This window comes from Duganella sp. FT27W, assembly GCF_009295655.1.
Classification (GTDB): domain Bacteria; phylum Pseudomonadota; class Gammaproteobacteria; order Burkholderiales; family Burkholderiaceae_D; genus Rugamonas; species Rugamonas zoogloeoides.
In genome coordinates this window covers 962,440-984,292 of sequence record NZ_WHIV01000002.1, presented here as the reverse complement: position 1 = coordinate 984,292, position 21,853 = coordinate 962,440, and the positions used below count along the sequence as shown (strand labels likewise).

10 protein-coding genes are annotated in these 21,853 nt (G+C 63.5%); 5 read left to right on the top strand and 5 right to left on the bottom strand.

What is annotated here, in order from left to right; genetic code table 11:
• Positions 1-147: 147 nt before the first annotated feature.
• On the bottom strand, positions 148-2,775 hold the full coding sequence (locus F8197_RS10550; protein ID WP_227012181.1) for an esterase: 2,628 nt from the start codon (positions 2,773-2,775) through the stop codon (positions 148-150).
• Positions 2,776-3,121: 346 nt separating this feature from the next.
• Here F8197_RS10550 and F8197_RS10545 point away from each other — a divergent pair, with 346 nt between their 5' ends.
• A complete protein-coding gene (locus F8197_RS10545) occupies positions 3,122-5,860 on the top strand; it encodes a TonB-dependent receptor (protein WP_152881772.1) in 2,739 nt (912 codons plus the stop codon).
• 251 nt (positions 5,861-6,111) lie between these two features.
• Positions 6,112-7,530, top strand: a complete 1,419-nt coding sequence (locus F8197_RS10540; protein ID WP_152881771.1) for a mannose-1-phosphate guanylyltransferase/mannose-6-phosphate isomerase — start codon at positions 6,112-6,114, stop codon at positions 7,528-7,530.
• Between the two features lie 87 nt (positions 7,531-7,617).
• Here F8197_RS10540 and F8197_RS10535 read toward each other — a convergent pair whose 3' ends face one another.
• A complete protein-coding gene (locus F8197_RS10535; RefSeq protein ID WP_152881770.1) occupies positions 7,618-9,444 on the bottom strand; it encodes a M2 family metallopeptidase in 1,827 nt (608 codons plus the stop codon).
• A gap of 67 nt (positions 9,445-9,511) precedes the next feature.
• Positions 9,512-11,956 carry a TIM-barrel domain-containing protein gene (locus F8197_RS10530; RefSeq protein WP_152881769.1) on the bottom strand — a complete coding sequence of 815 codons (2,445 nt, stop codon included), beginning with the start codon at positions 11,954-11,956 and terminating at the stop codon, positions 9,512-9,514.
• A gap of 162 nt (positions 11,957-12,118) precedes the next feature.
• Here F8197_RS10530 and F8197_RS10525 point away from each other — a divergent pair, with 162 nt between their 5' ends.
• From F8197_RS10525 to F8197_RS10515, 3 genes are all read left to right on the top strand, one after another.
• Entirely contained in the window at positions 12,119-13,444 is a 1,326-nt protein-coding gene (locus F8197_RS10525; protein ID WP_193333392.1) for an MFS transporter, read from the top strand.
• A gap of 79 nt (positions 13,445-13,523) precedes the next feature.
• A complete protein-coding gene (locus F8197_RS10520; protein ID WP_152881768.1) occupies positions 13,524-15,155 on the top strand; it encodes an alpha-D-glucose phosphate-specific phosphoglucomutase in 1,632 nt (543 codons plus the stop codon).
• An 18-nt stretch (positions 15,156-15,173) separates the two neighbouring features.
• Entirely contained in the window at positions 15,174-16,898 is a 1,725-nt protein-coding gene (locus tag F8197_RS10515; RefSeq protein WP_152881767.1) for an alpha-amylase family glycosyl hydrolase, read from the top strand.
• Here F8197_RS10515 and F8197_RS10510 read toward each other — a convergent pair.
• Both F8197_RS10510 and pulA read right to left on the bottom strand, forming a co-directional pair.
• The gene (locus tag F8197_RS10510; RefSeq protein WP_152881766.1) at positions 16,895-18,802 is read right to left on the bottom strand and encodes a GGDEF and EAL domain-containing protein; all 1,908 of its coding nucleotides are present in this window, start codon (positions 18,800-18,802) and stop codon (positions 16,895-16,897) included. The two genes, F8197_RS10515 and F8197_RS10510, sit on opposite strands and share 4 nt — an antisense overlap.
• A 202-nt stretch (positions 18,803-19,004) precedes the next feature.
• Positions 19,005-21,749 carry a pullulanase-type alpha-1,6-glucosidase gene (pulA, locus tag F8197_RS10505; RefSeq protein WP_152881765.1) on the bottom strand — a complete coding sequence of 915 codons (2,745 nt, stop codon included), beginning with the start codon at positions 21,747-21,749 and terminating at the stop codon, positions 19,005-19,007.
• Positions 21,750-21,853: the final 104 nt, after the last annotated feature.

Below are 21,853 nucleotides of genomic sequence, written 5' to 3'. Positions count from 1 at the left end.
ATTGTACCGGCTTTTGTTTATCAATCAATTGGATATGGAAAATAATTTCTAAATTGCAAGTGATTATTGATAACCTTGCGTTGTTTTTGCATTGATTGTGATATTTGCGCGACAAGACTGAGCGGACCAGCGCGGGTTTAGCGCTGGTCATTTATCGGCGTCAAGGCCGTTTGGGCGCGTGATGGTTCCACCGAACAGGCTTGCCTGAGGCTCCGGACGAAAAGCGGGCATGATGCGTACCCCGTACAGATCGACATGGTTGGACGCCCCTTGGGCGCCGCCGGCATCGCCATAAGTACTATTGCTCTGTAAGTAACTCATATTGTAAAAATCGCGCAACTCGAGCCGGTAGTTACCCGGCTTCAGGTTGGCGTGCAGCGGAGTCGAGTATGACGGCCCCGCGCTTTCAGGCGAGTGTGGCATTTGCACCACGCCACCTGCCATCTGGCGTCCAGCTGCATCCGTCACCGCCAGCCATTTCACGCCGCCGCTGATGCCCAGGTTGATCTGGTGCGCGGTATTTCGATACAGAATTTGCAGTGCATAGTCGCCGCCGCGTGCGATACGGATGTTGCGCACAGTAAAGGTATCGACGGGGGCGCCCCAGTGGGGAATGCGGCCGGTCCTGGTCTCTGCGCGGAGATTCGACCGCACGCGGGCGTCACCGGCGCCGATGGTCTGGCCGGCTTGCACGCATGCCGGTGCGCTGTGGTGGCTGCGGTTGCCCGAGCTTGGGTACATCGCTTCCACCGCATAGCAGGCATTGCCGGTCTTGCCCGGTGAGCGGTCGGTCCAGGTGCTGGCGCTCAAGCCCTGTGCGACGGGCTGGCCGTTGCGATAGATGTTGTATACGACGCCCTGGGTGTCGCCGGGGTAGGCGATACGTACCGTAGCGGCGCCCCTGGCATCCTGTGCCAGCGTGGCGCGCGGCTCGAACGGTGCATACAGTGCGGGATCGGCCTGGTACGGCTGGCCGTCCACGCGGCGGATCGCCTGCTGGCCGGGCAGCAGTGCTCCCAGGTGGATCTCGACCAGGTTGTCGTCCGCCAGCGCCGACCAGTCCAGCGCCGCGCCGACCTGCTGGCCGTTCACGGTGATGTGGTCGATGGCGTAATAGCCTTGCCGGCCCACAGGGGCCGTGGCGAGCGGTGGCAACAGCAGCTTGACCTGCAGGCGTTTGCCGCGCAGTTGCAGGTTGTTCAGGGTGGCGGTGTCGCTGGCGCCGAATGCTTCGCGCCGCAGCTTGGCCGTTACGAACGGTCGCAGGGCGAGGCCGGTGTCGGTGGTGTGCACGCCGAAGATATCGCCCACCACCATGCCCAGGTAGCCGCCGATCGACCACAGCATTTGGCGCGAATTGACCACCGGTCCGCTCAGGTCCGCTTGCGCCTGCTTGTCGGCCAGCAGCGGTTCGCCCGACAGCCATTCGAAGTTTTCCATGTTCGACAGGTTGAGGGCGGCGCCGCGCAGCAGGGTGTCGTAGGCGGCATCGGCCACGGCTACATTGCCGGTCATGGCGGCGGCACGCAGGCCATGCGCCGTGACGAACGGCCACATGGCGCGGTTGTGATACACCGCCACGCCCGGCTGCTGTGGAAAGATCACGGGCGCACCGAGTGGTCCGTGCGGGTAATGGGCGAGGATGCTTTGCGCCTGCGCGGGGTCGGCGATGCCGTGAATGATGGTCAGCGACTGGCCCAGCCAGTCGTACTTGTAGAGCGCGGCGCCGTCGAAGTGGCCGGCTGTCAGGCTGCTGTACATGCCGGCGTCGCCCTGCCAGAAGCGGCGGTTGATGGCCGCCTTGAGGTCGGCCGCCCAGCCGGCGTAGCGCGCCGCCGGCGCGGACTCGCCCTGTTCGCGCGCCAGCTTGGCGGCCAGCGTCAGCGCCTGGTAATGGGCGACGTTGGTGGACAGCGCCTTGGCGGTGGCCATGCTGGCCAGGTCGCCGGGGATCCAGGCGGCATAACTTTGCTCGCGCCAGTCGAGGAACGATTGCTCGCCGTTGTACAAGCCGTCCACCGGATCGAAGGCGGCAAGGCGGTCGTTCTCCAGCGTGTTGCGCAGGGCTTTCAGTGCCGTGACGGCAAACGCCTGGCGCTCGGCGGGCGGCAGCGCCTTCAAGGCTTCAGCGGCGCCGAAGGCCCAGCTCATGCGGTCGGTGCTCACCGGCCAGCTGCCGCCGCTGCCCGTATCCTGGACGATTTGCAGGCCGTCGGCCGTGCCGGCCACCTCAGGGCCGGGCGTGACGCCGGTGCGGTAGCCGGCCAGTTTGAATGCGAGCGAGTTGCGCACCCGTTGCGGGTCGAGCATGGCCAGCGACAACGCGGCAGCGTACGACAGGTCGCGGGTCCACACGTAGTGCCACAGCTCACCGGTCTTGAAGCAATCGCAGGCGATCGGCTGGCCGCCGTTGTAGCTGCCGTCCTGGATCTGGCTGACCGCGTCGCGCCGCATTTCCACGCCTGCCAGCGCGAACAGCGCATCGAAACCGAGATTGCCAGTGCGGACGGTGGGGAGTTGCGCGGTTTCCGCGTAGCCGGTTTCCTGCTTGCCGCCCAGGGTCTCGCCCTGGCGTACGCGCTGGGTGGTCGCTTGCGTGTAGTTGCGCAGGACAGCGCCGGCGTCGGGCGTGGCATAGCGCACGGTGTTCTGCTGGCCGTCCCAGGTGGGGTAGTGCACCGTGGTGCTGGCCGGGGTTTGCGCCATGGCGGGCAGGGCCAGCGCCATGGGGAGGGCGGCGACCAGCGCCCGCAGTTGTAATTGTGTGGTGTGCATGAGGTTCTCCGTTGCCGTTCGTAGTCGTACTACACGGCGATTTTTTAAGAAAGGCAGTTTTCTGGCATTTGCTTTCAGAAATGGATGGTTTTTGCGAGAAAAGTGTAGTTCTGCTACATCTACTTTGTCAGGCTATTGTAGCTGAAATACAACGAGAACCGCGCAATCCCAAGCCGAGCCCCGCAGGGCGCCACTGGTAAAGTGTAGTTGGCAGGAAGTTCAATTGACATTGAATCTAGTTTTAGTACAAAATTCCTCCCGGAACGTCTTTAGAACGTTATTTTCTTGGTTCTCATGTAGTCGTTGACTACAGAGAAATTATTAGTGTCGTGTAGAGGGGACATCAATGAGTATCTTCGCCAACAAGCGCAGCACAGCTGCCTTCCAACTCAATCCGGTCGCAGCGGGGTGCGCGTTGTTTGTCGCTGCCTTCGCCATGCCAGCCATGGCGCAGACCACTGCGCCCGAATACGTTGCCGATGCGCCGGCGCCGATCGCATCCGTGGTCGTGTCGGGCATCCGTCGCGGTATCGAGGACGCCATCTCGGTCAAAAAAGATTCGAATTCCATCGTTGAGGCGATCTCCGCCGAAGACATCGGCAAGTTGCCCGATGTCAGTATCGCCGAGTCGATCTCGCGCCTGCCTGGCCTGTCGGCCCAGCGCGTGGCCGGTCGTGCCCAGGTGATCAGCGTGCGCGGTCTGTCGCCGGACTTCGCCACCACCCTGTTGAACGGCCGCGAGCAAGTCTCGACCGGCGACAACCGCAGCGTCGAGTTCGACCAGTATCCGTCGGAACTGATGGCGGGCGTGACCGTCTATAAAACCCCGGACGCCGGCCTGGTCGGCCAGGGCCTGTCGGGCACCATCGACATGCAAACCGTGCGTCCGCTGGCGTTTGCCGGCCGCACCGTGGCGCTCAATGCCCGCGGCGAGAAAAATTCGCTGGGCAAGATCGGTAACGCCAAGGATACCGGCACCCGCTTCTCGGCCAGTTACATCGACCAGTTTGCCGACCGCACCATCGGTATCGCACTCGGCTATGCGCGCATCGAAACCCCGATCCTGTCGAACGAAACCGGCCTGTACGAACCATGGAAACGCGATGCGCGCAATGGCCTGCCAGCCGGCACCTTCGCGTCGAACGGGATCAAGGCCGTGGCCCGCAGCGGCCGCAACGAACGCGACGGCCTGATGGGCGTGTTGCAGTACCGTCCGAACAAGCAGTGGACCAGCATCATCGATGTGTATGCATCGCGCTTCAAGGCTGAAGAGACCGCCAACCAGCTCGAGATTTCGCTGGAGCAGTCCGAGTCCAACTACAACCCGGTCACGGTCAACAACGGCACTATCGCTGGAGGCACGCTCAACAACGTGCGTCCGCTGGTGCGCGGCATGTACAACAAGCGCAAGGATGACATCCGCGCCTTCGGCTGGAGCAACGAATACAAGTCGAGCGACTGGACCATCTTCGGCGACCTCAACTACTCCAAGGCCAAGCGCAACGAGACCGGCCTGGAAAACAATCTGCAATACAGCAATGGCGGCGCGTCGGCCATCCTGGACAAGGTCAACCTGGGCTACGGCAACGGCGGCTTCTCGCAGCTGACCCCGGGCCTCGACTACAGCAACTCGAACAACCTGTACGTGGGTAACACCATCTACGGCTCCGGCTACGGCAAGGTGCCGCACGTGGAAGACGAACTGAAAGGCGCCAAGCTGACCGCCAATGTGCGTGCCTCGGGGGCGCTGGAAAAAGCGTTCTCGAGCTTCGACTTCGGCGTCAACTACGCCGACCGCAGCAAGAGCAAGCGCCAGGCCGAAGGCGCCATCAACCTGGTCGGCGGCGCGGTGGCCGTACCGGGCAACCTGCAATACGGCGCAGTTGACCTCGGCTTTGCCGGCGCCGGTTCGATTCCTTCGTGGAACGTGCCAGGCTTCGTCAGCCAGTACATGTCGTTCCTGCCAAGCGAAGACCTGATCTATCTGATCCCGAAAGCATGGACCGTCAACGAGAAGGTCATCACCACCTTCGCCAAGGCCAATATCGAGGCGGAACTGTCGCCAGCGGTGAGCCTGCGCGGTAACTTCGGCGTGCAGATGCAGAACACCACGCAGTCGTCCGATTCGCGCTTTGTTGATAACAGCAGCGGTACCAGTCAGATCAAGCCGGTTCACGATGGCAAGAGCTACACCGACATCCTGCCAAGCATGAACCTGGCCTTCGGCTTCGACGGCCAGCAGACCGTGCGCGTGGCCCTGGCCAAGCAACTGGCGCGACCAAAAATGGACCAGCTGCGCTCGGCACTGGAAATCAATGTCGATACCGCCAAGCGCGAACCGAACGGCAGCGGTGGCAATGCGCAACTCGATCCATGGCGTGCCAAGGCGTTCGACATCTCGTACGAGAAATACTTCGACAAGAAAGCGTATTTCGCGGCAGCGGCGTTCTTCAAGAAGATCGACACCTATATCTTCACCCAGACCCGCCGTTACGATTTCTCGAATTATTTCCCGGCCAATTACCTGATGACGACCGGCTTGCCGCTGAACTCGCGCACCGGTGACTACACCGCTGCATACAACGGCAAGGGCGGCATCCTGAAGGGTGTGGAACTGTCGGGCTCGATGCCGCTGAACATGCTGACCAAGACCCTCGACGGCTTCGGTGTATCGGCCAGCGCCACGTACACCGACAGCAAGATCACCATCGAAGATCCAAGCGGCAGCATCGGCAACAACATCCCGCTGCCGGGCCTGTCCAAGCGCACGACCAACCTGACTGCCTACTACGAGAAGGATGGTTTCGAAACCCGCGTGAGTCAGCGTCGTCGTTCCGACTTCGTCGGCGAGATCGGCAACTTCTCCAACGACCGCGCGCTGCGCTATGTTGTCGGCGAAAACATCGTCGACTTCCAGATCGGCTATACCTTCAATACCGGTGCGATGAAGGGTGTGGGCCTGGTGCTGCAAGTGAACAACCTGCGCAACGCCGCCTACGAAACCTATAACGGCGACCGTGCCCAGCAGTTGGAATATGCGAAGTATGGTCGTACCGTGATCGCGGGCATGAACTACAAGTTTTAATTTTTAAACTGCAGTCTCCGCAGTGTATTTCAGCCTCCGCCGGGAAACCGGCGGAGGTTTTTTTTAGTTCATCGCCGCTGCATATGGGATACTAGCGAAAATATCAAGATGGCGCTTTCCCAGCGCAAATGGTTACGGGCTATATAATGTTGGCGCACCGAGTAGACTCGCATTGAATTAACCAAAGTACGAGGCTGCCGCAGCAAGCATGGTATCGGCGCGGTGGTCGTAGCTCAGAAAGAGAATATCACTTGAAAATTTATCCAGTCATTTTATCCGGCGGCGCCGGCACCCGTTTGTGGCCGCTGTCGCGCGCGATGATGCCCAAGCAGCTGTTGCCGCTGGTATCGAAGCGCTCCATGCTGCAGGAGACGGTATTGCGCTTGCCAGAGGGCGCCACAGTGGCGGCGCCGCTGATCGTCTGCGGCAATGAACACCGCTTCATGGTGGCGGAACAAATGCGTGAAATCGGTGTGACGCCGCTGGGCATCATGCTGGAATGCGTAGGCCGCAACACCGCGCCTGCGGTGGCCGCTGCCGCCCATTTCCTGCTGTCGCAAGACCCCGATGCGATCATGCTGGTCCTGCCTGCCGACCACGTCATCAATGACCGCGCCGGCTTCCACGCGGCGATCGCCCACGCGGCCGAACTGGTCAAGGATGGCGCGCTGGCCACATTCGGCATCGTGCCTACCGCTCCCGAAACCGGTTACGGCTATATCCGGCGCGGTGCGCCAGTAGTTGCCGATTCCGGCAGCTACAGCGTCGAGCGTTTCGTGGAAAAGCCTGACCTGGCCACCGCCGAGAGCTTCCTGGCCGACGGCGCGTACTACTGGAACAGCGGCATGTTCCTGTTCCAGGCCAAGACCTATCTGGACGAGCTGCGCACGTTGCAGCCAGCCATGGAAGCATCCGCTGCCGAAGCAGTGCGCCTGGCGTACCGCGATCTCGACTTCTGCCGCCTGGACGAAGCATCGTTTGCTGCGTCGCCGTCCGAATCGATCGACTACGCCGTCATGGAGCACACCCGCCGCGCGGTCGTGGTAGCAGCCGACATCGGCTGGAACGATGTCGGCTCGTGGTCGGCGCTGTGGGAAGTGCAGCAGCGCGACGCCGAGGGCAACGCCAGCCGTGGCGACGTGTACTTGGATGGCGTGACCAACAGCCTGGTGCGCGCTGAAAGCCGTATCGTGGCCGTGATCGGCGTGCAGGACCTGGTGGTCGTGGAAACTGCCGACGCGGTACTGGTGACCCACCGCGACCACGTGCAGCGCGTCAAGAAAGTGGTCGAGCACCTCAATGCCGACGACCGCACCGAGCACCTGCACCATACCAAGGTGTACCGTCCATGGGGTTCGTACGAAGGCATCGACATCGGCGAACGCTTCCAGGTCAAGCGCATTACCGTCAATCCGGGTGGCAAGCTGTCGCTGCAAATGCACCACCACCGGGCCGAACACTGGATCGTGGTCAGCGGCACCGCGCGCGTGACGTGCGGCGAGAACGTCACCCTGTTGTCGGAAAACCAGTCGACGTATATTCCTATCGGCATGAACCATCGCCTGGAAAATCCGGGCAAGTTGCCGCTGCATCTGATCGAAGTGCAGTCCGGCAGCTACCTCGGTGAAGACGACATCGTCCGTTTCGAGGACGTGTACCAGCGCACCTGACCGCTGGCGGTCATGGTGACAGCGTAGTCGAGCACGAACGCAATGCAGAGGGCCTCCGCCGGGAAACCGGCGGAGGCCTTTTTGCTATTACTTCTGCTGCGCGGCAAACGCCGCATTCTGCTGGTCGAGCCAGACCTTCAACGGCGCAAAATACTCGAGCAGGGCGCCGCCGTCGATTTTATCTTCGCCCGAAATCGCCTTCAGCGCTTCCGGCCACGGCTTGCTGGCGCCCATGGCCAGCATCTGCTGCAACTTGGCGCCGGCTTTCGGGTTGTCGTACACCGAGCAGCGGTTCAGTGGTCCCGTGTAGCCGGCCTCGCGGCACAGCGCGCGGTGGAACTGGAACTGCAGCATGTGGGCCAGGAAGTAGCGCGCATACGAGACGTCGGCCGCCACGTGGTACTTGGCGCCGGCGTCGAAGCCACCGGCTGCCATCGGCGCCGGGCGGCTCACGCCCATGTACCGTTCGCGCAATTGCCACCAGGTTTTGTCGAAGTCGTCCGGTTTGGTTTTGCCGGCGTACAAGTCCCAGCGCCATTTATCGACGGAGTACGCGAACGGCAGGAACGCCACCTTGCCCAGCGCGCGCTTGAGCAGGTCGCCAATGTCGGCGTCGGCCGGCGGCGTTTCGTCCATCAGGCCCACTTTTTTCAGGTAGTCGGGGGTGATCGACAGTGCGATGGTGTCGCCGATGGCTTCGTGGAAGCCGTCGTTGGCGCCGGTGCGGAACAGCAGCGGCTGCTTGTTATAGGCCAGGAAGTAGTACACGTGGCCCAGTTCGTGGTGGATCACCGTGAAGTTCTCGGCGGTGGGCGTGATGCACATCTTGATGCGCACGTCGTCCTTCTCGTCGATCGGCCACGCCGATGCGTGGCACACCACGTCGCGGTCGCGCGGCTTGGTCAGCAGCGAGCGTTCCCAGAACGTGGCCGGCAGTTTCTGCATGCCCAGCGACGTGTAGAAGCGCTCGGCGTACTGCGTCATCTGCCTGGCGTCGGTATTGCGCTGTTCCAGTACCTTGGTAAGGTCGTAGCTGCTGGCGCCGGTGGCCGGTTTCAGGATCGGGTACAGGTTGTCCCAGCTCTGTGCCCACATATTGCCGAACAGGTGAGATGGAATCGGGCCGGTCAACGGCACCACGTCCGGGCCATAGGTCTCGCGCAGCTTGTAGCGCGTGTACGTGTGCAGCGACTGATAGAGCGGCGCGACCTGCTGCCACAGGCGTTCCATCTCGGCGGCAAAGGCCTCGGGCGGCATGTCGTACTGCGAGCGCCACATGGCGCCGGTGTCGGCAAAACCCATCTGCTTCGCGCCCTTGTTCGACAGCGCGATGTAGTCGATGTACTTCTGCTTGTAGGCCGGCGACTGCGCGTGCCAACCCACCCACATCTCCCTGAGTTTTTTCTCGTCGTGGCTGTCGGCCAGCACTTTTTCCATCTCGCCCAGCGCCAGGCACTGGTCGGCGCCGTCAGCTTGCCTGACGCAGTACTTGGCCTTGCCGTAGGCGCCGTTGAGGGCGGCCTGCAGTTGCGCGAACTGTTCGCGTTCCTTCGGATCGGCAAACACCAGCGACTGCTGCAGCAGCATGATCTTGCGCGCCTGGTCCGGCGCCAGTTTCACGCCGTTGAAGCGGCGCGCGCCGATGGCGGCCTCGCCGGTCGCGGTGAGATAGCGCTCGGCGAACCAGGAGCTGATCGCCTCGGTGTCGTCGGTGATGAAGTTGGAGCCCACCCAGGCGGCGCGCGCCTGTTCGTTATTGAGCTTGTTGAGGCGCGCTTCGGTGTCGGTCAGGAACCGCTGAGCCTCGGCGGTGGTGGGCTTTTTCTCTGCGGCGGCATGCGCGGTAACGCTGGCTGCCATGGCCACTACCGCAGTGATTAGAAGCGGCAGCGTGCCGATGGTACGTGATGTCATTGCATCTCCCTGGTGGATATTTGCGGGCCACCGGGCTGTTGCCCGATGGCCCGCAAATCATACACGGCTAGAGAACGATGGCGACACTCCGCGCTGCTGCCATGTTGGCCGGCAGCGTCACCGTCAGCAGCTTGCTGGCAGCATCCCACGCAAAGGCGGCAGCCTTGCCATCGACCTTCACGCTGGCCGGCTTGTTTGCCACGTTATGCACGCTGACATCGAAGGCGCGGGGCTGGCGGGTTTGCTGCCGGCCCAGCTCCGACGCCACGTTCAAGGTCAAGGTGCGGCCTTTGAGTACGCTGGCAAAGCGCAGCAGTTCGTACTTGCCCTGTTCGTAGGCCTGCGCGGTGGCACCGTCGTCATCGTACAGCTGGCCGCTGCCGGCGGTGGCCGAGGCGTCGTGGTAGTAATGCAGGGCGATGCGGCGCGTGTTGTAGTCGCGCGTGGTCTGCACCACGGCCGTCATCGGAATGAAGGCGCCGGCGCGCACGTACACGGGAATGTGCTCGGCCTTCAATGCCACGGTTTTGCTGGCGCCGCCCGCATGGCGCTCGCCGGTATAAAAGTCGAACCAGGCGGCGGTGGCGGGGAAGTACACATCAGCCGTGGTGGCGCCCTTGGTCATGACCGGCGTCACCAGGAAGTCCTTGCCCCACAGGTAGGTGGACGACATCGACTGTGCCTTGGGATTGCCCGGTTCCTCGTACACCATCGGGCGCATCAGCGGCAGGCCGCGCTGGTTGTTCTCGAAGCCCAGCGTGTAGTTATATGGCAGCAGCGCGTAGCGCAGGCGGATCGCGGTGCGCGCCAGCGCCTTGGTTGCCGCGTTGCGGTACACCGGTTCCGACGGCACTTCTTCCTGCGCGTGCGGGCGGAACACGGGCTGGAACACGCCGTACTGGAGCCAGCGCGCATACAGTTCATCGTCTTCGACCGGGTTGGCAAAACCACCGAGGTCCGAGTGCATATAGCCGGCGCCCTGCATGCCCATTTGCAGTGCGATCTCGGGCTGCGACTGCAAGCCGCCCCAGCTGCGATCGACGTCGCCCGACCACGGGATGATGCCGTAGCGCTGCGTGCCCGAGTACCCTGCGCGCATCAGGATGAACGGCCGCTCGGTCGGGAAGTCCTTCTGGTAACCCTCGGCCACCAGGCGCGCCCACTGGTGGCCGTAGATGTTGTGGACCTCGTCGGCGCTGCCGGTGGCGTGACGCATGGCGGTGGGGTGCAGCTCGGGTTCGCCCAAATCGCCCCATACGCCTTTGACGCCCTGCTGGCGCAAGCCCTTGTAGATATCCCACAGCCAGTCGCGGCCCGGCGCGCCGAAGATGTCGATCAGGCCCGTGTGGCCGAAGAAGAAATCGTACGACAGCGGCTTGCCATCCGGTCCGGTGCCGAGGATTTTTTTGTCGACGGCCTCCTGCCAGCGGCTCGACGTGTTGACGACGAATGGCTCGGAGATTACCACCGTCTGTACGCCTTGCTGCTGGAAGTCGGCGATCATGCCGGTGGGGTTGGGGAAGTTGTCCTTGTCCCAGGCCAGGTTGCCCATGGTGCCTTTGACCTCTTTGCCGAACCAGTACAGGTCCATCACGATGGCGTCGAGCGGGATGTCGTCCAGGGCGAACTGGTTGACGGTTTTGCGCGCCTCGGCCTCGGTGTGGTAGCCGAAGCGCATGGCGAAGTTGCCGAAGGCCCAGCGCGGTGGCAACGGCTGCTTGCCGGTCAAACTGGTGTAGTTGCCGACCACGTCCTGCCAGCTGTCGCCAGCGACCACCTGGTAAGTCTTGCGGCCGCCGATGGTTTCCCAGGTCAGGCTGTTGTCCTTCCTGCTGTCGAAATCGAGGTAGCCGGTTTGGGCGTTGTCGAAGTGGAGCGCGTACAGCTTCGACGACATGGCAATCGGCATGCCGTAGTTGAGCTGTCTCGACGTGGCGCCGTAGCCATAGTCGGCCTTGTTGTACAGGGTAAAACGGTTGCCGCGCCGGTTCATGCCGACTGCGCGCGCGCCGGCGCCATACAGCGCCTCGTCGGCATCGAGCGCAAATTCGATGGCGTCGAGCTCGCGGGCCTCGCCCTTGTTGATGTCCTTGCTGCCGGTGGCGACGTCGTCGCGCACTTTCAGGTAGCCGCGTTTTTCCGCCACCAGTGGTTTGCCCTTGTACGTGTAGCTGATACGCAGCGGCGACTTGGTAATGGTGACCGCGATGCCGGCCGTGGCGTATTCGATGCGATCCCCCTGGTCCTGTACCGAGGCCTCGACTGCCGCTGGCGCCAGCACGACCGCGTGCGAGGCCGGATCGAACGCTTCGCCGGCGGGAATGAACGTGGTCTCCATGATGGCGGCGGAGTAGGGCTTGATCACGTAGCGGCCATCGCTGGTGCGGATGTCGAGCTGGCCGCTGGCGGCCACCATCGACTCGAAAGTGCGCTCGGCAGCGGCCGCCGGGGCCAGCGCCAGGACGACCAGCGGTACACTGGTGGCGAGTTGGGAGAAGGAAATGCGTATCATGTCAGTGTGGTGTCCCGTCGTTTTGTTGTTTGGCTACATTTGACTACAAAAATCGGTAGTGAAACTGCGGTTTGCCGTTATTTTACTAGGGAAAAGTTCATTTGACACACCTGTGTCTGCATGTTATTTTGCTACAAATTCAAAATACTCGGGACGCGCAGCATGCACTCACACCTCAAGAAGCCCATATTGTCGTTCTGGCAGTTGTGGAATATGAGCTTCGGCTTTTTCGGCATTCAATTCGGCTTCGCGCTGCAAAACGCCAACACCAGCCGGATCTTCTCCACCCTCGGCGCCGACCCCGACAACCTGTCGCTGTACTGGCTGGCCGCGCCGGTCACGGGCCTCTTGGTGCAGCCAGTCATCGGCTACCTGAGCGACAACACCTGGCACCCGACCTGGGGCCGCCGCCGGCCGTTCTTCTTCCTTGGCGCGCTGTTCGCGTCGATCGCGCTGTTCCTGATGCCGCATTCGTCGGCGCTGTGGATGTCCGTGGCCGTGCTGTGGATGCTCGATGGCGCGATCAACGTGTCGATGGAGCCGTTCCGCGCCTTCGTGGGCGACAAGCTGGGACCGTCGCAGCAGACCGCCGGCTTTGCCATGCAGACCTTCTTTATCGGCTGGGGCGCGGTGATCGCTTCGCTGCTGCCCACCATTTTTGCCGACTACCTGGGCGTGTCCAACGAGTCGGTGGCTGGCGCCATTCCCGATACCGTGCGCTACTCGTTCTACGCCGGCGGCGCCATCTACATGAGCGCCGTGCTGTGGACCGTGCTCACCGCGCAGGAACTGCCGCCCGACGACATGGAAGCGTTCCGCGCCGAGCAGCGCCGCAACAAGGGCCTGCTGCACGCCCTGAAGGAAATCCTGGCCGGTTTCGGCGGCATGCCCAAGACCATGGTGCAACTGGCGGCCGTGCAGTTCTTCACCTGGATCGGCCTGTTTGCGATGTGGATCTACACCAACGTCGCCATCGGCAAAAACGTCTTCGGCACGACCGATGCACAGTCGGCCGCGTTCCAGGCGGCGGGCAGTCACGTCGGCGTGATGTTTGCCGTGTACAGCGGCGTAGCCGCGCTGGCCGCGTTCGTGCTGCCGGTGCTGGCGCGCCATACCAGCCGCAAGTTCACCCACACGCTGTGCCTGGCCATCGGCGGCGTCAGCCTGATCAGCCTGTTCGCGGTCCACGATGTGCAGCTGTCGTACCTGCCGATGGTGGGCGTGGGCATTGCCTGGGCCAGCATTCTGACCATGCCGTACGCAATCCTGGCCGGCGCGCTGCCACCCAAGCGCATGGGTTACTACATGGGCGTGTTCAATTTCTTCATCGTGATTCCGCAGATCGTCAGCGGCCTGCTGCTCGGCTTTGTAACCAAGTACCTGTTCATGGGTGAGGCGGTCAAGACCCTGATGCTGGGCGGCGTCTGTATGCTGGTGGCGGCAATTTTGACCTTGGCCGTGCAAGATAACGCAGCCCCTGAACGTTAATAATGTAATATTGCCCGTGAGATAATGGCAACGACGGCGGCGTGGCAACGCGTCGCCCCTTCATTCACGCGGAGCGACTATGAGCATTCAAACGATCACCACCCAACCGATTTCCGGCCAGCGTCCCGGCACGTCCGGCCTGCGCAAGAAAGTTACCGTCTTCCAGCAGGCGGGCTACCTCGAAAACTTCGTGCAAAGCGTGTTCGACACGCTGGGCGACGTCGCCGGCAAAACGCTGGTGGTCGGCGGCGATGGCCGCTACCACAACCGCGAAGCGATCCAGGTCATCCTGCGCATGGCGGCGGCCCACGGCTACGCCAGGGTGCTGGTCGGGCAGGGCGGCGTGCTGTCCACCCCGGCCGTGAGCTGCGTGATCCGCAAGCACGGCGCCGCCGGCGGCATCGTGCTCTCGGCCAGCCACAATCCCGGTGGCCCGGACGGCGACTTCGGCATCAAGTACAACATCGCCAACGGCGGCCCGGCTCCCGAGAGCATCACCGAGGCGATCTACGCGCGCACCGAAGCGATTACCGAGTACCGCATCAGCGATGCGCCCGCCGTGGACCTGAACGTGCTGGGCACCTCGCACATCGAGCAGACCGAGATCGTCGTGATCGACTCGGTGGCCGACTACGCGGAACTGATGCAGCAACTGTTCGACTTCGACGCCATCCGCAAGCTGTTCGGCGGCGGTTTCCGCATGTGCTTTGACGGCATGTCCGCCGTCTCCGGCCCGTACGCCAAGGCCATCATCGAAGGCATGCTGGGCGCACCAGCCGGCACCGTCATCAACGGCGAGCCACTGGAAGACTTCGGCGGCCTGCACCCGGACCCGAACCCGGTCAACGCCGCCCAGCTGATCGAGATCATGGCGGCCGACGACGCGCCCGATTTCGGCGCTGCTTCCGACGGCGACGGCGACCGCAACATGATCGTCGGCCGCAAGTTCGACGTCACGCCATCGGACAGCCTGGCCGTGCTGGCTGCCAACGCCACCGTGGCGCCGGGCTACCGCGCCGGCCTGAAAGGCATCGCCCGCTCGATGCCGACGTCGCAGGCGTCGGACCGCGTGGCAGCAGCGCTGGGCATCCCGAGCTTCGAGACACCGACCGGCTGGAAATTCTTCGGCAACCTGCTCGACGCCGGCCAGGCCACCCTGTGCGGCGAAGAGAGCTACGGCACCGGTTCCGACCACATCCGCGAAAAGGATGGCCTGTGGGCCGTGCTGTTCTGGCTCAACCTGCTGGCCGCGACCGGCAAGTCGGTGGAAGAGCTGGTGAGCGAACACTGGGCGCGCTTCGGCCGCAACTACTACTCGCGCCACGACTACGAGGCAGTGGAAACCAAGGGCGCCAATGAGCTGATGGATTCGCTGCGTATCAAGCTGGCCACGCTGCAGGGCGCGGACCTGGGCGCCTACGTGGTCGATTTCGCCGACGATTTCGAGTACACCGATCCGATCGACGGCTCGGTGTCGAAAAAACAGGGCATCCGCATCGTGATGACCAACGGCTCGCGCATCGTGTTCCGCCTGTCGGGCACCGGCACCGAAGGCGCCACCCTGCGCGTGTACCTGGAACGCTACGAAGCCGATCCCGAACTGCATCATTTACCAACCCAGCAGGCCCTCTCGGCCCTGATCCTGCTTGCCGAACAGGTGGCCGGTATCGAAGGCTGGACCGGACGCGCGCGTCCGACCGTCACTACGTAAAACCATAAGGAAGACAGCATGAGATTGACACGGTGGACCACGATTTCCCTGGCATTGACATCGGCGCTGGCGCTGGCAGGTGGCAACGCCGCAGCCCAGGCCACCGGCGTCAAGAAGAAAGGCCCGCCGCGCATCGAGGTGCCGAAGCAGGCCAAGCCCTTCTTGTGGGAAAACGCCACCGTGTATTTTGTGCTGACCGACCGTTTTAATAATGCCTTTACCGGCAACGACCTGGCCTATGGTCGCGAGAAGGATGCCGCACCGCTACGCGGTTTCATGGGCGGTGATCTCGCTGGCCTGATCAACAAGATCAACGACGGCTACTTCGACGCACTGGGCGTGAACGCCATCTGGCTCACGCCGCCGGTCGAACAGATCCACGCCGGTACCGACGAGGGCACCGGCAAGTCGTACGGTTTCCACGGCTACTGGGCCCGCGATTTTACGGCGGTGGACGCCAACCTCGGCACCGAGAACGATTTCCGTAACTTCGTCGAGGCGGCCCATGCGCGCGGCATCCGCGTGATCCTCGACGTGGTGATGAACCACACCGGCCCGGTCACCCGGATCGACCCGGTATGGCCGCAGGACTGGGTGCGCACCGACCCCACCTGTACCTATAAAGACGCGAAAACCACCATCGATTGCACGCTGGTGAAAAACCTGCCGGACATCCGCACCGACAGCGACGCCGAAGTGGAACTGCCGCCGCAACTGGTGGAAAAATGGCGCCGCGAAGGGCGCTACACGCAGCAAATGAAAGAGCTCGACGAGTTCTTCGCCAAAACCGGCTACCCGCGCGCACCGCGCTACTACCTGATGAAGTGGCACGCGGACTGGATCCGCAAGTTCGGCGTGGACGGCTTCCGCGCCGACACCGTCAAGCACGTGGAACCCAAGGTGTGGAAAGAACTGCGCACCGTGGCCGATGCAGCGTACGAGGACTGGAAGCAGGCCAACCCCGACAAGAAACTCGGCGACAAGTTCTACATGACCGCCGAGGTCTATAACTACGATATCGCCCACGGCCAGACCCATGACCTTGGTGGCGGCACCATCGCCAACTACTACCAGCAGGGCTTCGACAGCCTGATCAACTTCGGCCTGGTGCGCGATGCGAACAAGGATTACGAGGCGCTGTTCTCGAGCTACTCGAACATCCTGCACGGCGGCGCGCTGCAGGGTTACTCGGTATTGAACTACATCGATTCGCACGACTACGAGCCGCCGTTCGACGCTGCGCGCAAGCGTCCGTTCGAGAGCGCGACCAAGCTGCTGCTGGCGCCCGGCGCCGCGCAGATCTATTACGGCGACGAAACCGCGCGCAAGCTCGATATGCTTGAAGCCACCGGTGATGCGAAACTGCGCTCGTTCATGAACTGGGACGAGCTGGCGAAAAACACGCAGCGCGACGGTTACAAGGTCGGCGACGTGTACACGCACTGGAGCAAACTGGGCCAGTTCCGCCGCGCCCACGTGGCGGTGGGCGCCGGCGTGCACCAGCAACTGCAGGCACAGCCCTACATCTTCAAACGCACGTACGACAAGGATGGCCTGCGCGACCAGGTGGTCGTCGCCCTCGATCTGCCGACCGACAAGGCCAGCGCCATCAAGGTACACGGCGTGTTTGCCAACGGCCAGAAGGTGCGCGACTACTACTCGGGCAAGACCGCCGTGGTACGCGCCGGCAGCGTCAATTTCGGCACCCGTAATCCGATCGTGTTGATCGGCCAGGCCGATTAACGTATCAAAGGCCGGCGCCGCGCTGCCGCCAGCAGGTTACGCGGTGACGGCGTGGTGCACAGCAGGCGCGGAACGCGCATGGCAAACGCACGTTCGACGGCTTCCAGTGCACTGTCCATATTGAGCGTCGGCGCCTCTTCCTGCGCGGCCTGGGCCTGGTGCCAGCGGGCGAAATCGGCCACTTCCATCGGCTTGGCGAACAAATAGCCTTGCGCCTCGTCGCAACCTGCCGAGCGCAGGAAGGCCAGCGCCGCGCCATTTTCCACGCCTTCGGCCACCACCCGGTGGCCCAGTTCCTGCGACAGCGAAATCATGGCGCGCACCAGCCCTTGCTGGCGCTGGTCGTGTTCGATGCCGCGCACGAACGACTGGTCGATCTTGACCACGTCGGCCGGCATGCGCTGCAAATAGGCCAGGCTGCTGTAGCCGGTGCCGAAATCGTCGATCGCCAGGTGGATGCCGGCATGGGCCAGCGCATCGAGCGTGGCGTGCGCCTTGGTCGGGTGCTCCATGATGGCGCTCTCGGTGATTTCCAGCTCCAGGCAATCGTGCGGCAGGCGGCGCCGCTGCAGGCCCTCGACCACGCGGTCGGCAAAGTCGGCTTCCAGCAGGTTCAGCGCCGAGACGTTGAGCGACAGTTGCAGCACCAAGCCGGCATGGCGCCAGGCCAGTTGCTGGTCGAGCGCGGTATTCAGTACCCAGGAAGTAGCCGCCTGCGCCAGGCGCGAGCGCTCGACGATGGGCATGAATTCGCCGGGGCCGATGGCGCCCAGGGTGGGGTGGTTCCAGCGCAGCAGCGCTTCTGCGCCCACGCATTCGCCGCTGGCGATGTCGATCCTTGGCTGGAACACCAGGCGCAGCTGGCCGGGGCTTTCGAGCGCCGCGCCAAAGTCGTTGAGCAGGCTGAAGCGGCGGCGATACACCTGGTCTTCGCCGACCGAGTACATGGCCACGCTGGTGCCCGATTCGATAGCGTCCTGCACTGCGCTTTGCGCGCGCCGCAGCACATTGAGAGCGTCGGTATTGCTGATGTCGAACGGCACCACGCCAATGGTGGGCGTGGCGACAAAGCGGGTTTTGACGGTGGCGATCGCATGAGCGAGCTTGGCCTCCAGCAGCGGCGGATAGCGGTCGATTGCCATCTCCGGCGTGGTCAGGATCGCGAACTGGGTGGTGGCCACGTGATAGACCTTGCGGCCTGCGCCCAGTTCGGTGCGGATCCAGGCGGCGGCGTCGGTCACCAGTTCGTCGAGGTAGCGCGGGTTCATGGCGCGCACGGCGTGCGCCAGTTGCGCCGGCGTGGCCAGGTTGATCAGCACCGCCACGCGCTGGGCGCCGTCCTCGCTGTCGCGCTGCATGTCCTGGAAATCCTCGATGAACTGGTTGCGGTTGGGCAGGCCGCTGATCGAATCGACGCGGCCCAGCGCGTGCATGATCTCGATTTGCGACATCACCATCGCGGCCAGGTCGCACAGTATGGTCAGTTCCTCCGGCGTAGTGTCGCGCGGCTCGGTACCGAGCACGCACATGGCGCCCAGGCAGTGCCCGTCGGCAGTCACCAGCGGCGCGCCGGCGTAGTAGCGGATGCCGCTGGCAGCCAGCGGACTGTCGCGGAAATACGCGTCGTCCTGCAGATCGGAAATCACCAGCAGCTCGGCGTTATCGGCCACGCTGCCGCACGGCGCCTTGATGCGCGGGATCGAGCAATGCTCGATGCCCACGCGCGACTTGAACCACTGGCGGTCGCTGTCGGTCAGCGAGACGGCGGCAATCGGCAGGTTGAACAGCCGCGCCGCCATGCGCGTGATGCGGTCGAACGCTTCGCTTGGTGGCGTGTCGAGGATATTGAGCTTGTGGAGCGCATCGAGGCGCTGTGCTTCCGTGGTCAGGCAAGAAATAGTCATGGTCGTTTTCGTTTTGGTGGTGCCAGCGGGCGGTGTCTTGCCCACTGCGGGACGTGCGTGACAACGAGCTATTGAATGCGGGGGCGTGGCGCCAATCGATTGCGTAAATCGCAATATTATTGCACTCGTGAAATTAATAGTACCATGATTTAAGTTTTGACTCGGCGCCCGGTTGCAATCGTGCGCCGAGGCAACGGTTGGCTCACTCCTCCACGAACACCACGGCGCTGCGCGCCGGTACCGAAAAACTGCCGGTGGCCGTGTCGTATGTCGCGCAGACGGCAATGCGCCGGTCGGCCGCGCCAGCGCCCAGGTGCACCGGGTGCAGCCGGTAGCGGCGGCCCTGTTCTGCGTTGACGGCGACCTGCTGCGCCACCTTGTCCGCGTTGATCACGTAGGTGATGGCCTTGAAATGGGCGCCAGGGTAGCCGGCGCCGTCGAGGTGCCCCACGATCACGGTCGGCACCTGCTGCGCGCCGGTGTTGTAAAAGCGCAGGCGGTGTTCGACATCCTTTGCCGTGCGCAGGCGGAACAGCGTGCTGCTGGCGCGGATGGCCAGCAGGTCGCGGAAGGCGTCGCGGGTCCAGGCGATGTCCTGCGGCGTGGGCTTGATGTCCGCCGCGCGCGCCAGCAGGGGGCGCATCAGCGCGTAATCCTTGCCGTTGTCCTCCTCGCGCGGCAGGCCGGTGCCGAAGTAATTGTCGCGGTAGGTCCAGTCCAGGCGGTTGAACCAGTCGCCGGACTCGAAGCTGTTGCGGTCCAGCGATTTCGATCGCAGGATGTCGAAGCCGGCGTGGAAGTAGGGCACGCCCTGGCTGAATGCATTGATGGCCGCGCCCAGTATTTGCACCTGCGCCCGCTCGGCCGTGGTGGTACCCAGCGGCAGCTTGAAGACATTGATGTCGAACAGGGTCTGGTTGTCGTGGTTTTCCACGTAGTTGACGGTCTCGCCCGGTTCGCTGGCGTAGCCGGCCGGCTGGTTGCCCCCATAGACCATGTCTTCGAGGCGCTTGCGCTCGCCCTGGCGGGTTTGCAAGGTGAAGCCGCGCAGCGAACCGGCCAAACCCACCTTGACCATGTCGGCTGCGTCCATCAGGTCTTCTCTGGTGCGTGGCGCCGCGCTGGCGTTGGCGTCATATACCAGGCCATTGATCCAGCCCTGCCGGCTGGCGATTTGCGCGCTGCCGTCGGCGGCACCGCCGCCGCGCATGGCGTCGCGCGCGCGGTCGCTGAAGGTGCCGATGCCGGTACCGTTCAACGACAGCTGCGACGCCTGCACGAAGCGCGCGCCGTCGGCCACTTCGCCGAAGTTCCAGCCTTCGCCGATCAGGTTGATGTGGCGGCCGGTGGCCTGGTTCACGCGCGCCTGCAGTTGTTCCATCGCTGCGCGCGGCTGGTGGCCCATCAGGTCGAAGCGGAACGAGTCGATCTTGTACTGCACCGCCCACAGCTCGGCCGAATCGATCATCAGCTTGGCCATCATGGCGTGTTCGGTGGCGGTGTTGTCGCAGCAGGTGGAGCGCTCGATCGCGCCTTTCGCATCGAGCCGGTGGTAGTAGCCGGGCACCACGCGGTCGAGCACCGACTGCTGGTTCTGGCCAGCGATAAAGGTGTGGTTGTACACCACGTCCATGCCTACCCGCAGGCCGATCTTGTGCAGCGCCTGAACCATGCGGCGGAATTCGACGATGCGCTTGGCGCCGTCGGCTGCATCGGTGGCGTAGCTGCCTTCCGGGGCACTGTAGTGGTAAGGGTCGTAGCCCCAGTTGTAGCAGTCGGTGAACTTGACGGCGGTGATGGCCGCCTGCTGTGCCAGTCCGTCGGGCCGCAGGTCAGGCAGGGCGGCGATTTCCGCCAGCGTGGATTTGCAGCCCTGTTCCGGCACGGTGGCGATGTCGTACACGGGCAGCAGGTGGATGTCGGTCATGCCGGCTTTGCTGAGCGCTTGCAGGTGGCGCATGCCGTTCGAGCCAGTCTCGGTAAATGCCGTGTACTTGCCGCGGTTGGCGGCGCTCACGGTGGCGTCGTTGATCGAAAAGTCGCGCACGTGCAGCTCGTAGATCGCCATGTCCGGCTGCGTGGCCACGCGCTTCGGTATCGGCGTACGGTCCCAGCCTGCCGGTTTGAGGCTGGCTGCGCCGAGGTCGGCGATGTAGCTGCGTTTTGAATCCGTGGTCAGACTGACCGAGTACGGATCGGTGACCAGGTTGCGCACCAGGCCTGCGGTGGGCGCCACCACGTCCACCAGGTACTGGTAGTACTTGCCCGCGTGTTGGCCGGGCAGCTCGGCGGACCAGATGCCGCTGGCATCGTCGCGTCGCATGGTGGTCAGTGCGGTCGCTGTTGAAGAGCCGCTGGCGTAGGTGCACACGGCCACGCTCTGTGCGGTGGGCGCCCACAGCTTGAAGCCGGCCGCTTTGGCGCGCACGGTCACACCGAGGTCGGGCGCTTTGGCGGCGCTGGCGTACAGGTCGTCCAGGGCGCCCGGCAGTTGCGCGGTGGTTGCATCGAGCACCGTGCCATCGGGCGCTTCGCGCACCAGCAGCAGCTGGCCGGTGAGCAGGGCGGGGATGCGGGCGGCATCACCTGGCGCCACGGCCAGCAGCGGCCCCTTGCCGATGAATTTGAAGCGTTGCGCCAGCGCGGCCGGGGCCGGCGTGTTCGATGGCGAGAGCAGCATGGCGCCGTCCTCGCCGGTCACACGCTGGCCGACGGTGGCGCGCAGCTGCGCGGTGGCCGAGTGATACAGTTTGAAGGTGCCGGTGGTGTCGGCGGCCGGCCACTGGATCAGTTGGCGGTCCAGCCAGTAAGCGCGCGCCTCGGCGGCAGGCATGGCGCCGGCCTGCAGTACGGTGGCGAACGGGCCGTCGCAGTCGGCAATGGTGGGGGCGGCGGTTGCTGCCGCGCAGCTCAGCGCCAGTGCGACGCCGGTAAGAATCTTGGCCAATCTCGTCTCCAAACTATAGATTTAGTAGTGCTGTTACAAAAAAGCCGGCAATTCAAGGAGAATTGCCGGCCTATGGTAATCTAAAAGCTGTAGTTTTGGTACGG

Coding starts and splice junctions, on each gene's coding strand:
- F8197_RS10535 (WP_152881770.1), bottom strand. CDS start 9,444: ATGACATCACGTACCATCGGCACGCTGCCGCTTCTAATCACTGCGGTA.
- F8197_RS10510 (WP_152881766.1), bottom strand. CDS start 18,802: ATGACTATTTCTTGCCTGACCACGGAAGCACAGCGCCTCGATGCGCTC.
- F8197_RS10515 (WP_152881767.1), top strand. CDS start 15,174: ATGAGATTGACACGGTGGACCACGATTTCCCTGGCATTGACATCGGCG.
- F8197_RS10530 (WP_152881769.1), bottom strand. CDS start 11,956: ATGATACGCATTTCCTTCTCCCAACTCGCCACCAGTGTACCGCTGGTC.
- F8197_RS10520 (WP_152881768.1), top strand. CDS start 13,524: ATGAGCATTCAAACGATCACCACCCAACCGATTTCCGGCCAGCGTCCC.
- F8197_RS10545 (WP_152881772.1), top strand. CDS start 3,122: ATGAGTATCTTCGCCAACAAGCGCAGCACAGCTGCCTTCCAACTCAAT.
- F8197_RS10550 (WP_227012181.1), bottom strand. CDS start 2,775: ATGCACACCACACAATTACAACTGCGGGCGCTGGTCGCCGCCCTCCCC.
- F8197_RS10525 (WP_193333392.1), top strand. CDS start 12,119: ATGCACTCACACCTCAAGAAGCCCATATTGTCGTTCTGGCAGTTGTGG.